11 protein-coding genes are annotated in these 14,065 nt (G+C 42.5%); 10 read left to right on the forward strand and 1 reads right to left on the reverse strand.

Annotation, left to right across the window (positions count from 1 at the left end; translation table 11 throughout):
• Positions 1-68: 68 nt before the first annotated feature.
• Entirely contained in the window at positions 69-344 is a 276-nt protein-coding gene (locus DWW91_RS13140) for an OadG family protein (protein WP_010801500.1), read from the reverse strand.
• 940 nt (positions 345-1,284) lie between these two features.
• On the opposite strand from DWW91_RS13140, the gene DWW91_RS13145 reads away from it, so the two are divergent.
• The 10 genes from DWW91_RS13145 to DWW91_RS13190 all read left to right on the forward strand — a co-directional run bounded on the left by DWW91_RS13145 (position 1,285) and on the right by DWW91_RS13190 (position 13,825).
• Positions 1,285-2,247: a tetratricopeptide repeat protein gene (locus DWW91_RS13145; protein WP_007655712.1), complete on the forward strand. Its 963-nt coding sequence runs from the start codon at positions 1,285-1,287 to the stop codon at positions 2,245-2,247.
• 36 nt (positions 2,248-2,283) lie between these two features.
• Positions 2,284-2,880: an RNA polymerase sigma-70 factor gene (locus DWW91_RS13150; protein ID WP_232434158.1), complete on the forward strand. Its 597-nt coding sequence runs from the start codon at positions 2,284-2,286 to the stop codon at positions 2,878-2,880.
• Positions 2,881-2,946: 66 nt separating this feature from the next.
• Entirely contained in the window at positions 2,947-3,969 is a 1,023-nt protein-coding gene (locus DWW91_RS13155) for a FecR domain-containing protein (RefSeq protein ID WP_046145603.1), read from the forward strand.
• A gap of 240 nt (positions 3,970-4,209) precedes the next feature.
• The gene (locus DWW91_RS13160; RefSeq protein ID WP_122327989.1) at positions 4,210-7,662 is read left to right on the forward strand and encodes a TonB-dependent receptor; all 3,453 of its coding nucleotides are present in this window, start codon (positions 4,210-4,212) and stop codon (positions 7,660-7,662) included.
• A gap of 12 nt (positions 7,663-7,674) precedes the next feature.
• On the forward strand, positions 7,675-9,564 hold the full coding sequence (locus tag DWW91_RS13165; protein WP_007655707.1) for a RagB/SusD family nutrient uptake outer membrane protein: 1,890 nt from the start codon (positions 7,675-7,677) through the stop codon (positions 9,562-9,564).
• 97 nt (positions 9,565-9,661) lie between these two features.
• Positions 9,662-9,814, forward strand: a complete 153-nt coding sequence (gene rpmH, locus DWW91_RS13170) for a 50S ribosomal protein L34 (protein ID WP_005633099.1) — start codon at positions 9,662-9,664, stop codon at positions 9,812-9,814.
• 117 nt (positions 9,815-9,931) lie between these two features.
• A complete protein-coding gene (locus tag DWW91_RS13175) occupies positions 9,932-10,567 on the forward strand; it encodes a PASTA domain-containing protein (protein ID WP_122327990.1) in 636 nt (211 codons plus the stop codon).
• Between the two features lie 2 nt (positions 10,568-10,569).
• The gene (locus DWW91_RS13180; protein ID WP_010801503.1) at positions 10,570-11,643 is read left to right on the forward strand and encodes an RluA family pseudouridine synthase; all 1,074 of its coding nucleotides are present in this window, start codon (positions 10,570-10,572) and stop codon (positions 11,641-11,643) included.
• A gap of 2 nt (positions 11,644-11,645) precedes the next feature.
• Entirely contained in the window at positions 11,646-12,653 is a 1,008-nt protein-coding gene (locus DWW91_RS13185) for a D-alanine--D-alanine ligase (protein ID WP_122327991.1), read from the forward strand.
• Positions 12,654-12,664: 11 nt separating this feature from the next.
• Positions 12,665-13,825, forward strand: a complete 1,161-nt coding sequence (locus DWW91_RS13190) for a 1-acyl-sn-glycerol-3-phosphate acyltransferase (protein WP_122327992.1) — start codon at positions 12,665-12,667, stop codon at positions 13,823-13,825.
• Positions 13,826-14,065: the final 240 nt, after the last annotated feature.

A 14,065-nucleotide genomic window follows, 5' to 3' on the forward strand; every position in this document is an offset into this window, starting at 1 on the left:
CCTATTTACATTCTCTTGGACGAAATTTATTTCATGGATGTTTCATGATATATTATGTATAGCTAGTATTATAATTTTTCAATTTTGGTAACCTTTCCTTGTCCACCTGTTACCATGCTGACAGCGGCTACGATAGCAGCGGTAGTCTTACCCGGAATATTTCCGGACTGTCCGGCTGCAACAGGTTGTGTTGTTACTTGTTTTTTTACGATGACTTCTTCCGGTGCGTACTTGTTAACCAATGTGATTAATCCTTTTCCTAAATAGATTACGATTAAAAGAATTGCAAATACTGTGGTCATTCCGACTACCATTAACAAAAGTCCAGTTTCTATGTTTTCCATATCTAATATTTATGACAATAAGTGTTGTGGGAAGCGATCAAAACAATCTCCGCCAAGTTATAAATTGCATGCAAAAATAACAAAATCCCGCAATTTTCTGTACAGGAAGACTATAAAAAAAGTAAAAGAATAGAATATTTATTCTTTTGAATGTTTTGTTTCGTAGTATTAATGTGGGTTTTTGTGATAAATAGTTATTTTTATGAGATGAAGTATTTAAGTCTGTTATTTATTGGTATTGCTTTTGTTGTACATACATAAGTGTTTGAAGGAATGTATTTGACAAAATGAATCAATCTGGGGTTGTCCTTGAACAAAAAGATCCTATTCGACGAGTTTTTGTGGCGTGTATATTCTTTCAAACAGATGTTCTGGAGTGCTGTTGAATACAAAATTTAACAATCTGATCGGCAGATACATCTTTTATGATTCGTTTAAAAGAAATTTCTAACTCGTTTAAAACGAATTTTTTTTCATTTTAAATGAATAGGCAATTTGTTTAAACCGAGATTTGTGTTAATAAATGTTGAGTTCGAATCTTTTTGAGGCTCTTTTATCCCTAAAAAGCATGTTGAAAAACATTTTTATTTTCTGTAACGAGGAAAACAGGGGCTGTGAATGAAAGAGAATATTGATAGTGTGTTTGAAGAATATGTGACTTGTTGTTGAGTATACTTTTTTGTGGATTTCATAATGTTGTATTTGTGAGTTTATGTGTGTCTTAGTGTTATTGGCTAAATGGCCGACAGGTAAGTGAATAGCAGCAGGGCTTGATTAATGGCTGTACAGCTTCTTTAAAAGTAGGTTGAAATGACATTCTGATATGTGTAAATTGTTGTTTTAAAATAAATCTGTTTTTATATGGTTTATGATATCTTGTTGCATATGGCAAATTCAAAATAATCGGTATATTTGCCCTCTCGAACATAAACATATAACCATGGGAAATTTCTTTACATCTTTGTTCTCTTCTTCCAAAAGTGAGGATACGGCAGAAGGAAAAGCTAAAAATGATCAGAAAAACTTCGACATATTAAAATATGACGGTATCCGTGCGCAAAAAATCGGCCAGGTGGCCTATGCTATCAAATGCTTTACGGAAGCCTTGAATATACAGGAAGATTTTGAAACAATGAACCATCTGGTATCGGCCTATTCAATGGCAAACCAGACGGAAAAGGCTTTGGATACATTGAACCGTATGGTGGAAATGGAGCCGGAGCATATCCAGACGTTGTTGACAAGGGTCAGCGTGCTCTTTATGCTGGATAAGGAAGCCGAGGTCATTGCCGACTGCCTGCGGGTGATCGAACTGGATGAGTCGAACCATCTAGCCTGGTTCCTGATGGCAAAAGCCAAAAGAACAACCGGCGACCAGTTGGGAGCCATTGCCGACCTGACGAAAGCCATTGCCTTGAAAGATGATTTCACGGATGCTTATCTGCTTCGTGCAGAGGTGTTGCTTGCCATGAAACAGGGACAGGAGGCTTTGCCCGATATCGAGAAAGCGATCTCATTGGCTCCGGAAGAAGAAACAACATATCTGGTAAGAGGTAAAATACACGAATCGCTGGGTGACCTGGATGCTGCCGCCGATGACTACCAGCAGGCGCTCGACCTGAACCCGTTCAATGAAGATGCCTGTATACTGAAAGGTTCGCTGCTGATCACTAAAAACTTGTTAGACGAAGCTATTGTCTTTTTTGATGAGGCCATTGAAATAAAACCGGATTTTGCCAAGGCTTATGCCGAACGTGGACGCGCCAAAAACCTGAAAGGCGATAAAGAAGGTGCTTTCGAAGACCTGAAAAAATCAATCGAACTGAATCCGGAAGGAGAGGAAGCCAAGAAGTTTGAAGGACAACATGCCAATTTCGAGAATAAAACTTATATGCCTTTCTGATGTTATATAAGGAGTAGATAATGATGGGGATAAACGGTGACAATTTTGCATGATGAAAACTTAATAGAAGGTCTGCGTCTTGGGGACGAACAGGCTTATAAATCGCTTTATAAGCTGCATTACAAGGTGCTTTGTGCTTTTGCATATACCTATGTGAAAGATTATTTTGTTGCCGAAACTTTAGTCAGCGATATTATATTCAATATTTGGGAGAAACGTGATTCGTTGATTATAAATCAATCATTGAGAGCCTATCTCATGAAAGCTGTGAAAAATAGCAGCATCAATTATCTTGACCATTTGGAGCGGCAAAACAATCTGAGACAATCCGTTTCCCAACAAATGGAAAAAAGGGAAGAATCTTTCCATGAGCAGGATTATTATCCGATGTCTTCTTTGCTGGAAAAAGAACTGGAGGGAAAGATTATGCAATCTGTCAGTTCCCTCCCTGAGTTTACACGTGAGATTTTCGAGATGAGCCGTCATGATGGATTGAAGTATGAAGAGATTGCCGCCCGTAAAAATATCACGATTGATATAGTGAAATATCATATACGTTTATCCCTGAATCAGTTGCGTCATGATTTACGGGACTACCTGCCGTTCTGGCTGACTTTGTTCCTTTTTATGTAAAAAAAAGATCATTTTTTTTCACCCGTTTTCTTTTTTCGCTTGTCATATCTATAGAAGAGGAACATTATGGATATACGAATTACAGATCGGGGATATTGGGATGATTTGATAATTGACCGACTTTCGGGAAATTTATCAGCAGATGACCGGGCGCGTCTGGAAAGATGGTTGGACGAATCGGAGGAACATCGGCAATATTATAGCCAAATGAAAGAACTTTGGGATTCTTCTGAAGTTGCAAATCCGCATTTTCTTTTTGATGATGAGAAAGCCTACATACTTTTCAGCAAAAGGTGTGCCTCTTTTGCCGGGATCCCGCGTAAACGGTTGAGTGTCCCGTGGTGGAAAAGAGGGGTGGCAGTGGCGGCAGTGCTGATCCCTTTTGTGTTCCTGAGTTATTTTACCGTCCTTTATTTTCAATCACGTTCCATTGAGGAACGTGCTCCTCTGATCTCAGAAATAAAGAGTCCGAAAGGTTCACGAACACAGGTTTACCTGGCCGACGGTTCGCTTGTCTGGCTGAATTCCGGGAGTACGATCAGTTATGCGGATGATTTCGGTAAGAACAGCCGTACGTTGAAGCTATCCGGTGAAGCTTATCTGGAAGTTGCAAGAAACGAGGAGATACCTTTTGTTGTTGAGGCAGGCGGTCTTGAAGTGAAAGTCTTGGGGACAAAATTTAATGTGAGTGCCTATGCCGGAGATGAAGATGTAAAAGTCTTTCTTTTGAACGGGTCGGTCCGTTTATCAGGAAATGAAGAGTTGGCTCCGGTGACGCTTAAACCGCAGGAGATGGCAGTTTATAATACGTTGGTCAACCGGGTGAAAGTGTTTGAAGACGATGCCTCCTTTGCATTGAACTGGATGAATAACAAATTGGTGTTCCGAGGCGAAACAATGAAACAAATTGCACAAACCCTCCAACGTTATTATGATGTGAAGATTGAAATTCATAATCCTTCAGTGAGTGAGCGGCGATTCGCCGGTGACTTCAAGCTGGATGATCCGATAGAAAAGATATTTAAAGTAATGGCCGCTAATGAAAAATTCAGATACCGGATCAAAGGAGGTATAGTAGATATTTATTAAGAGAGTGAATAAAAAACTATAGTGTTAACATTTAATTTAAAATGCCTATGAATAAAAACTGAGTTAACCTGAGACAAATTGAGGAATGCGCTAACATTCCTCAATTCTGTTGCTAAAAAAGTAGAAAATCATTTCAGACTAGATTATTAACTATTTAACAACTAACTACAAATGTATCAAAAAGCTTGTAGCATAGGTTCGTTGTGTCGAATTTTATGCATAAAAAAAAGTCTAAATATTATGAAAATATCTGTCTTGCTGTTATTTCTGGGGATATTTTCAGTGTCTGCAAAATCTTACGGACAGGAGACTAATGTTACGTTTAATTTGAGTAATGTCACAGTGAATGAGGTCTTTGATGCGATTCGCGCCCAAACGGATTATTCCTTTTGGTATGACCTGAAAGACGTAGATGTAAATCGTGTTGTCTCAGTGGAAGCCGAAAATAAGTCGGTTAAACACGTGCTGGAAAGTATTTTTAAAGATAAGAATGTGGATATCCAATTGGTTGATAACCACATTGTCCTCAGAGCGAAAAGTTCACAACCGGGCCGTCCGGCAACTGCACAGGCACACCGGGTTACGGGAGTTGTGAAGGATCATATGGGAGACCCTGTTATCGGGGCGAATATTGTTGAGAAAGGAACGACTAATGGAACGATCACCGATATAGACGGACGTTTCTCTATTGAGGTATCTCCTGGTGCAACCTTGATTATTTCTTATATCGGTTATCTGTCAAAAGAAATTCAGGTAAATAACCAAAGAAATATTCAGGTTAATCTGGTGGAAGATACGCAGACATTGGGTGAAGTGGTTGTTGTTGGGTTCGGTTCTCAGAAAAAGGAGAACTTGACGGGAGCTGTTTCGCAGGTGAAAATGACGGAAGTGCTGGGTTCGCGTCCGGTGACGAATGCGATGAGTGCCTTGCAAGGAACTATGCCGGGGTTGCAGATTACCGCCAATAATGATGCGGCAGGTCCGGGTTCGTCCAAGAATTTCAATATCCGTGGTACGACTTCAATTAACGGAGGAGGTCCGTTGGTGCTGATCGATAACGTGCCTGGTGATATCGATATGTTGAATCCGGAAGATATAGAAAGTGTTTCGGTCTTGAAGGATGCTGCTTCCTCTGCTATTTACGGGGCACGTGCCGCTTTTGGTGTAATATTGGTTACAACGAAGAAGGCACAGAAAGGGCAGCGGTTCCAGGTGAATTATAATAATAATTTCGGGTTCCAGTCTTCTATCAACGAACCGGGTATAGCCAATGGTATGCAATGGTTGCAGGCTTATAAAGACGCCCAGTTTGGTTCCGGGAGTTATTTTGCAGGACAGGATATCGATACCTGGATTAAATATCTGGGAGCCTATCAGCAGGATCCCAGCCAGTTTAAAACGTACGGGGATGGTATTTATACGGATCCGGAAACAGGTGTGAACTATTATTTGAATGAAAAGAATGTTTATACGAACATGTTCGATAATTTCGGCTTTTTACAGAACCACAATGCTTCGCTGAGCGGAGGCGGTGAGAAGATTACTTATCGTATGTCGTTGGGATATAATAAAGAACAGGGTATTTTGAAAACAGATAAAGATTCGTATAAACGTGCATCTGCCAGTGCCTATGTCTCCGCTGATATCACTTCCTGGCTTACTCAATCGGCCGATGTCCGTTATGCGCAAAGCACGAAAAATATGCCGATCACGTCATCTTCGTCTACGCTTTATGATATGCGTAAACCGAGCCTTTATCCGGAAGGTTATCTGATTCTGCCTGACGGAGAGGAACTGTTGACGGATACGCCGCAAAACTTGTTGAAGTTGACTACAGATAACAGGACGATCAGGGATAATACCCGTTTGATGTCGAAAACGGTCGTGAAACCGTTGAGTGGCTTGGAAATGGTTTTTGAGTATACCTTTGATAAAGTGGTACAGAACAACCGCCAGAACCGGGCTATCATGGATTATGCCAATATACAAATGGCTAAAATGCAAACGGCGGCAAACTCTTCTTTACAGGAGATTAATGAAGCAACCGATTACCATGCGATAAATGCTTATGCTACTTACACCCGTACGTTCAACGAGAAGCATAATTTGACGGCAATGGTCGGATTCAATCAGGAACATAGCAAATATACGAAACTGACTGCTTACGCATACGATTTGATAAATGATCAGGTGCCCTCATTCAACACGGCAACCGGCGAGACAAAAACGATTACGGATCAGTATCGTGAGTATTCTGTGCGTGGGGCATTCTATCGTTTGAATTACGATTATGAAGGGCGTTATCTGTTTGAGGCGAACGGACGTTATGACGGTTCGTCTAAGTTCCCGAAGAAAAGCCGTTTCGGTTTCTTCCCTTCTTTCTCCGTTGGCTGGAATGTCGCCCGTGAAGCCTTTATGGAGTTGACTGCCGGATGGCTGGGAGAATTAAAGCTGAGAGGCTCGTGGGGGCAGATCGGTAACCAGGCGATCGATCCTTATCAGTTTACACCGGTTATGTCGGCATATCCGGCAAACGAAGTGAACTGGATCGTAAACGGAGATAAACCGGTTACAATAAAAGCACCGGGACTGGTTAGTGATAACTTTACCTGGGAAACAGTGGAAACATTGGACTTTGGTGTGGATATCGCTTTGCTGAATAACCGCTTGCGCGGAACTTTCGACTGGTATCAGCGTGATACAAAGGATATGTTGGCTCCCGGATTGGAACTGCCGGCTTTAGTCGGGGCGTCCGCTCCTTTACAGAATGTGGCGGATTTACGTACGAAAGGATGGGAGTTGAGCCTGAACTGGCGGGATAAGATCGGTAACTGGGGATATAATGTCGGTTTTAATCTGTATGATTCGCGTACGACTGTTACAAAGTATGATAATGAATCGTTTGTCTTGCAGAACAGTAATGGAGAGAATAATTACTATACCGGTTATGAGATCGGAACAATATGGGGATATGTGACAGACGGATATTATACCGTAGATGATTTTGAGGATACGAATACCTGGAAACTAAAAGAGGGGGTTACCTCTATTAATGCTGTAAACCCACGGCCCGGTGACATAAAGTTCAAGAATCTGCGTGATGATGACGATAGTGTGAACCGAATCGATGCTGGCGACGGGACATTGATGAATCCGGGAGATCGTCAGATCATCGGTAACAATAAGATACGTCTCCAGTATGGTATTAATCTGGGTGTTAATTATAAAGGGTTTGACCTGAATGTGTTGTTACAGGGTGTCGGTAAACGTGATGTCTGGATAAGCGATGCCCGCAGATGGTCGTTTGCTTCCGGCCAGTTCGGACAGATTTTCGACGATCAGCTGGATTATTGGAAACCGATCGATCCGGATAATGGCAATTGGAACCCGGTAAATCCGGATGCTGAATATTTCCGCATTTACAACCAGCGTGAAAATTCCGGTTCGAATACACGTGCACAAACGAAATACCTGTTGAACGGGGCCTATCTACGTGTGAAAAACATCACATTCAGTTATACATTCCCGAAAACATGGATGGATGTTATTCATCTAAATGCGTTGAAGGCTTTTGTGAGTTGTGAAAATTTACACACATTCTCCTCTTTGCCTAAAGGGTATGATCCGGAACGTCTTTCCTGGGGATATCCTTTCTATCGCACCGTTTCGTTTGGTATAAATGTCACACTTTAAATTAGCAGGAAAATGAAAAAAATAATATATTCTTTGATGATTATGGCAGGATTGGTTGCCATGCCGGGGTGTAATGATGATTTCATGGAACATTCTCCGAAGGATTCATTGACCGAAGAAACTGTATTTTCAACCTACAGTACGTTCAAGACATATGCGTGGGGATTGTATAATGTATTTACGAATGGTAATATGTTGCGGCGTCCGGGGACGGGAGGTTCCTATGCCAGTGCCGTATCTTATCAGGGAGATATCAATGCGGGTTATCTGATGCGCCGGTTGGGTAGCGGGAACAGTTATGCTTTCCAGACGATAACGGATGCGGCTTCCGGCAACGGATGGAATTTCTCTTTTGTCCGTAATGCCAACCTAATGCTGGATAATATAGATAATTCTTCTATGAGTGATGTCGATAAGGAACATTGGCGCTCTGTCGGTTACTTTTTTCGTGCTTATTATTATATGGAACTGATCGCCCGTTTTGGCGATGTGCCTTGGGTAGAGCATATCCTGGGTGATAGTGATACCGAAGTGGCTTATGGTCCGCGTACTCCGCGTAAAGAAGTGGCGGACAAGGTTCTGGAAAACTTATTATACGCTGAACAACATATAAAACCGGAAGGCGACGGGGATAACACGATCAATGTGCATGTTGTACGTGCATTGATCTCCCGTTTTGCCTTATTTGAAGGAACCTGGCGGAAATATCATGAACTGGGCGATTATGAGAAATATTTTGATGCCTGTATCAAAGCATCCGAAAGTCTGATGGCTGCCTATCCGACGGTACACAGCAGTTTCGGGGAAATGCTGACCTCTGACCTGGCAGGTGTTCCGGGAGTGATCCTGTATCAGGAGTATGTTCCTAAGATTTTTACAAATTATGTGCTGACACATGTGGAACGGACTTCCACCCATAATGTGGAAATGCCCCAGCACATTGTCGACATGTATCTGTGTGAAGACGGAAAACCGATTTCTACCAGTAGCTCCTATGAATGGGGAAAAACGGATAAAACGATGTATTCAACATTTCGGCATCGTGATTACCGTTTGTTGGAGACAGTCGCACCACCCTATAAAGTTGTTCGTAAAAACAATAACAATTCTTGGGAATATACGGATAATCCGGCTGATAAAGAGTATATGGACTTGATGGGGATTACCACTTATACCGGATATGGAGGTGGAAACGGGGAAGCTGGCAAGCATAAGGTTTTTCCTCTGATGAACTGGTCGGCTTCTGTATTGGAAGGCATCCCTCATTTCTCGACTAATAATTGGGGGCAAGGTTTCATTGTAGCCCGTAGCGGTAATTATGTATACCGTTATTATAATGTATGGGATGATTCTCGTGAAAATCAGGGGACAACCGATGTCCCTTTATTTAAGATTGAAGAAGTCCTGCTGAACTATGCGGAAGCCAAATTCGAGAAGGGAGAGTTTAATCAGGGAGTAGCTGATGCAACCATTAATAAACTGCGAGTAAGGGCAAAGATTGCCAGTATGACGGTCAGCGAGATCAATGACAGCTTCGACCTGGCTCGGGACCCGTCGGTAGCTCCGGTTCTTTGGGAGATTCGTCGTGAACGGATGGTGGAACTGATGGGCGAAGGTTTTGGCTTTTACGACATACGGCGTTGGAAAAAAGCGGAATGGTTTGTAAACAAAGTACAGTACGGACAATGGGCGACTAAAGAGCAGATTGGTAACAGCGGGCAGTTTATTGATTTGAATACAGGTTTTGCCGATGCCTCCGGAAAAACAGAGGGATATGTATATATGTATAATGATCCGGTAAAAACAGGTAAAGGCTGGCTGGAGAAATACTATCTGTATCAGATTCCTACCAATGAAATTGCTCTTAATCCGAATTTGAAGCAGAATCCGGGCTGGAATTAGAAGAAAAAACTTTCAACTCTTTGTTTATTAAAAAAAAGCCTCTATCTTTGCAGCCCGAATTGATATGTAAGATAATAATAAATAAATATATAGAAAGATGAAAAGAACATTCCAACCTTCCAACAGAAAAAGAAAGAACAAGCATGGCTTCCGTTCTAGAATGGCTACTGCTAATGGCCGCAGAGTATTAGCATCTCGTCGTGCTAAAGGAAGAGCTAAATTAACTGTATCTGACGAATATAACGGATAATCTCCGTTAGAAGAAATTAGTATAAGAAAGTAGAGGTTTTTGCTAAAAAGCCTTTACTTTCTTTGTTTTAACGGCTTTGTTTTCTATTTTTGATCCCGCCTACAAAAACAAACAGAGATGAATAACTTTTTTGTTAAACTGATAAAGAATCCGTACGTCTTGAACCTGCTGCTGGCAGTGGTCGTGACGTGTGGCCTGATCTATGGTGCTTTGAAATGGCTGGATCATTATACACGACATAATGAGGCCGTTGTAGTTCCGGATGTGAAGGGACTGAAGATAGAAGAAGCCGCTGAATTCTTCAAAAATAACAACCTGCGTTATAATGTGATCGACTCGGTATTCTCTAAAGACGTGGAACCGGGAGCTATCGTCGAGCTGTCTCCATTGGCCGGCTCGAAGGTGAAAGAAGGACGTATCGTTTTTATCACCGTGAATGCTTTGACCTCGCAGATGGCAACAATTCCGGAAGTGGAAGACCTGTCATTCCGCCAGGCGTATGCGCTTTTAAAAGCCCGTGGGTTTGAAAATGTGGAGATCGAGTATGTTCCGGGTGACTTCAAGGATCTGGCAGTTTCTGTCGATCTGCGTGGACGGGCGTTGGCAAAAGGTGAGCATGTTCCGCTTACGGCACCGCTGGTGCTGAAGGTGAGCAGCGGTGAAGCCGAGATTCACCCCGACTCTTTGTCGATCGACTCCCTGTCGACGATGCCCATCGAATCATTGGATAGTGAAGAAGAAAACTGGTTTTAGCTATGGATGAATTTTTCGACGAAATGGATGATGAACAGGTTGATGACCTGTTAGAACAGAACGAGGAGGATGTTCCCCGGCTGTATGAACATTTCCGCTTCGTTGCCGATCGCGGACAATCCTTGTTGCGGGTAGATAAATTTCTGGTAGACCGGATGATGGGGGCCACCCGTAACCGAATACAGTTGGCTGCCGATGCCGGTTGTATCATGGCAAACGGCAAGCCGGTAAAAAGTAATTACCGGGTGAAACCGGAGGATGTCGTGACTATTATGATGTCTCGTCCCCGTCGGGATTTAGCAATTATTCCTGAGAATATTCCTATAAAGATTATTTATGAAGACGATGATTTGCTGGTGGTTGATAAACCGGCAGGTCTGGTCGTGCATCCGGGCCATGGCAATTATACCGGTACGTTGGTAAATGCCTTGGCATGGTATTTAAAAGATGATCCTACTTACGATCCGAATGATCCGGCGTTAGGACTGGTTCACCGTATCGACAAAGATACTTCCGGATTACTGGTTGTTGCCAAGAAGCCGGAGGCAAAGGCGCATCTCAGTATGCAGTTTTTCAATAAGACGACTAAACGCGAATATCGTGCCCTGGTATGGGGCATCGTGAAAGACGACGAAGGCCGTATCGAAGGTAATATCGGACGCGACCCGCGCGACCGGATGCAGATGACGGTATTTCCCGAAGGAGATCAGGGAAAGACGGCCGTTACCCATTACTCCGTGTTGGAACGTCTGGGATATGTGACATTGGTGAAATGCCGCCTGGAGACGGGACGTACGCATCAGATCCGTGTGCATATGAAATATATCGGCCATACGCTTTTCAACGATGAACGTTATGGCGGAAATGAAATATTGAAAGGAACGACTTTTACAAGATATAAACAGTTCGTACAGAACTGCTTTGCTATCTGTCCCCGGCAGGCACTCCATGCCAAGACGTTGGGGTTTGTGCATCCTACTACCGGCGAGGAAATGTTTTTTGATTCCGAAATTCCGGCCGATATGACACAACTGATAGAAAAGTGGCGGGTATATGCAAATACTAAAGAGATATAAAAATGAAAAAGAACATTGCTATTGTAGCCGGAGGAGACTCCTCTGAAATTGTTGTTTCATTAAAAAGTGCAGAAGGAATCTACTCTTTTATTGATAAAGACAAATATAATTTATATATTGCCATCGTTAAGAAGGGCGAATGGGCGGTAAAACTTCCTGGAGGGGAACATACACCAATAGACAAAAATGATTTTAGTTTCCGTGAGAATGGCGAAGTAAAGCATTTCGACTTTGCTTACATCACTATTCACGGTACTCCGGGTGAAGACGGACGGTTGCAGGGGTATTTCGATTTGATAGGCATGCCTTATTCTTCATGCAGTCAGTTGGTGAGCGCTCTAACCTTTAATAAATTTGTTTGTAATAATTATTTGCGTAGCTTTGGCGTCAGAGTCTCTGATTCCATCCGTTTGTTCAGAGGACAGACAGTTACGGACGAAGAGGCTGTGAGCCGTTTGGGATTGCCGATATTTGTGAAACCCAACGACGGGGGAAGCAGCTTCGGTGTTACAAAGGTGAAGGATGCTTCACAATTACAACCGGCTATAGCTAAGGCTTTTGCCGAAGGGAATGAGGTCATGTTGGAGAGTTTTATTTCCGGAACAGAAGTGACCTGCGGTTGTTATAAGGTAGGCTGTGGCTCGGGAGCAGCCCGGAAAGAAGTAGTTTTTCCGCTTACCGAAGTAGTTACAAAGAATGAGTTCTTTGATTTTAACGCCAAGTACAACGGGGAGTCTGACGAGATCACTCCGGCCCGTATTTCTCCTGAACTGACGGAGAAGGTACAACGCGAAGCATCAAAGATTTACGATATACTGGGCGCCAAAGGGCTTATCCGGGTGGATTTTATTATTGAGGCAGACGGTGAACCGAAAATGCTCGAAGTAAATACAACACCGGGTATGACAGCTACCAGCTTTATTCCGCAGCAGGTTCGGGCTGCCGGATTGGATATCAAAGATGTCATGACTGACATTATTGAGAACGAACTGCAAAAGGTAGGTAAATAAAATTAAACGATATGGATACAGAAGTTTCCTATAATTTTGACGACATTCGTCCGCTGAACAACAACGAGGTGAAGGATGCAATCGAGGCATTGGTAACCAACGAAGATTTCGAGCGGGCCTTCCGGTACATCAAACCGGATGTAAACTGGAAAGAGTTTTCCGAAACAATGCGTTCTTTCAAGACGAAAGAAGATTTTAAATCGAAGCTGGCTTATGAGGCAGTGATGATGGTGGCTAACAAGACGACTTTCTCGCTGACGATCTCCGGACGAAGCCGTCTGCCGAAGGATAAAAAGCCTTGTACGTTTATTTCCAATCATCGGGATATTGTATTGGATGCTTCCTTCCTGAATGTCATGTTGTATGATGTAGGTTATGGTATGACACAGGTAGCCATCGGTGATAATCTGATGATCCGTCCCTGGATAGAAACTTTGGTTCGCCTGAACAACAGTTTTATCGTGAAACGTGGTGTTTCCGTACGTCAGATGCTGGATGTAAGCCGTACATTGTCTGCTTATATCCGTCATACGATCAACGAAACGAAAGAATCGATCTGGATTGCACAGCGTGAAGGCCGTGCCAAGGATTCAAACGACCGTACACAGGGTAGCGTATTGAAAATGCTGAACATGAGTGGTGACAAGGATATCGTATCGAATATCATGGATTTGAATATCTTCCCGGTAGCTATTTCTTACGAGTATGATCCGTGTGACTTCCTGAAAGCAAAAGAGTTCCAGATGAAACGCGATGATCCTAATTATGTGAAAAGTCAGCGTGACGACCTCTTGAGTATGGAAACAGGTATCCTGAACAATAAGGGCCGCGTTCATTTTACATTGACACAGCCTATCAATGATCAGCTAGCTGCTTTGGATAAGGATATGGAAAAGAATGAACTGATCGCTACTATCGCAAACATCATAGACAAGGAAATCTATAAACATTACCGTTTCTATCCTTGTAATTACGTAGCATACGATATGTTGACAGGTACAAAGCGTTTCAGTAGTAACTACGGTTTAAGAGACAAAAAACACTTTGAAGAATATTTGCAGGGACAGTTGGATAAAATTGTATTGCCAAACAAAGATGAAGCCTTCCTGCGTACAAAGATTCTGGAAATGTATACCAACCCATTGAAGAATCACCTGGCAACTCAGGAATAAGATAGAAAGAAATCCATATAAAAATATGAATAGCAAAAGGTGTCCCGGAAAGGATGCCTTTTGTTGTTTATAAGCAGGTTTTGTTTAGGGAACCATACCCCGTTTTTCTCTATAGGGTATGGTTGAATACCCTATATTCCGCCCCTCGCTACCTTATACCCAGTTGCATGGTGGGCTATAGGGTAAATAGTTGTAAATCAGCTAATATTAAAAGATAGGGACAGAAAAGGACAAAAAGGA

Source organism: Parabacteroides sp. AF17-3 (assembly GCF_003635445.1).
Lineage (GTDB): Bacteria > Bacteroidota > Bacteroidia > Bacteroidales > Tannerellaceae > Parabacteroides > Parabacteroides goldsteinii.

Coding starts and splice junctions, on each gene's coding strand:
- DWW91_RS13165 (WP_007655707.1), top strand. CDS start 7,675: ATGAAAAAAATAATATATTCTTTGATGATTATGGCAGGATTGGTTGCC.
- DWW91_RS13185 (WP_122327991.1), top strand. CDS start 11,646: ATGAAAAAGAACATTGCTATTGTAGCCGGAGGAGACTCCTCTGAAATT.
- DWW91_RS13190 (WP_122327992.1), top strand. CDS start 12,665: ATGGATACAGAAGTTTCCTATAATTTTGACGACATTCGTCCGCTGAAC.
- DWW91_RS13145 (WP_007655712.1), top strand. CDS start 1,285: ATGGGAAATTTCTTTACATCTTTGTTCTCTTCTTCCAAAAGTGAGGAT.
- DWW91_RS13175 (WP_122327990.1), top strand. CDS start 9,932: ATGAATAACTTTTTTGTTAAACTGATAAAGAATCCGTACGTCTTGAAC.
- DWW91_RS13155 (WP_046145603.1), top strand. CDS start 2,947: ATGGATATACGAATTACAGATCGGGGATATTGGGATGATTTGATAATT.
- DWW91_RS13140 (WP_010801500.1), bottom strand. CDS start 344: ATGGAAAACATAGAAACTGGACTTTTGTTAATGGTAGTCGGAATGACC.
- DWW91_RS13160 (WP_122327989.1), top strand. CDS start 4,210: ATGAAAATATCTGTCTTGCTGTTATTTCTGGGGATATTTTCAGTGTCT.
- DWW91_RS13180 (WP_010801503.1), top strand. CDS start 10,570: ATGGATGAATTTTTCGACGAAATGGATGATGAACAGGTTGATGACCTG.
- rpmH (WP_005633099.1), top strand. CDS start 9,662: ATGAAAAGAACATTCCAACCTTCCAACAGAAAAAGAAAGAACAAGCAT.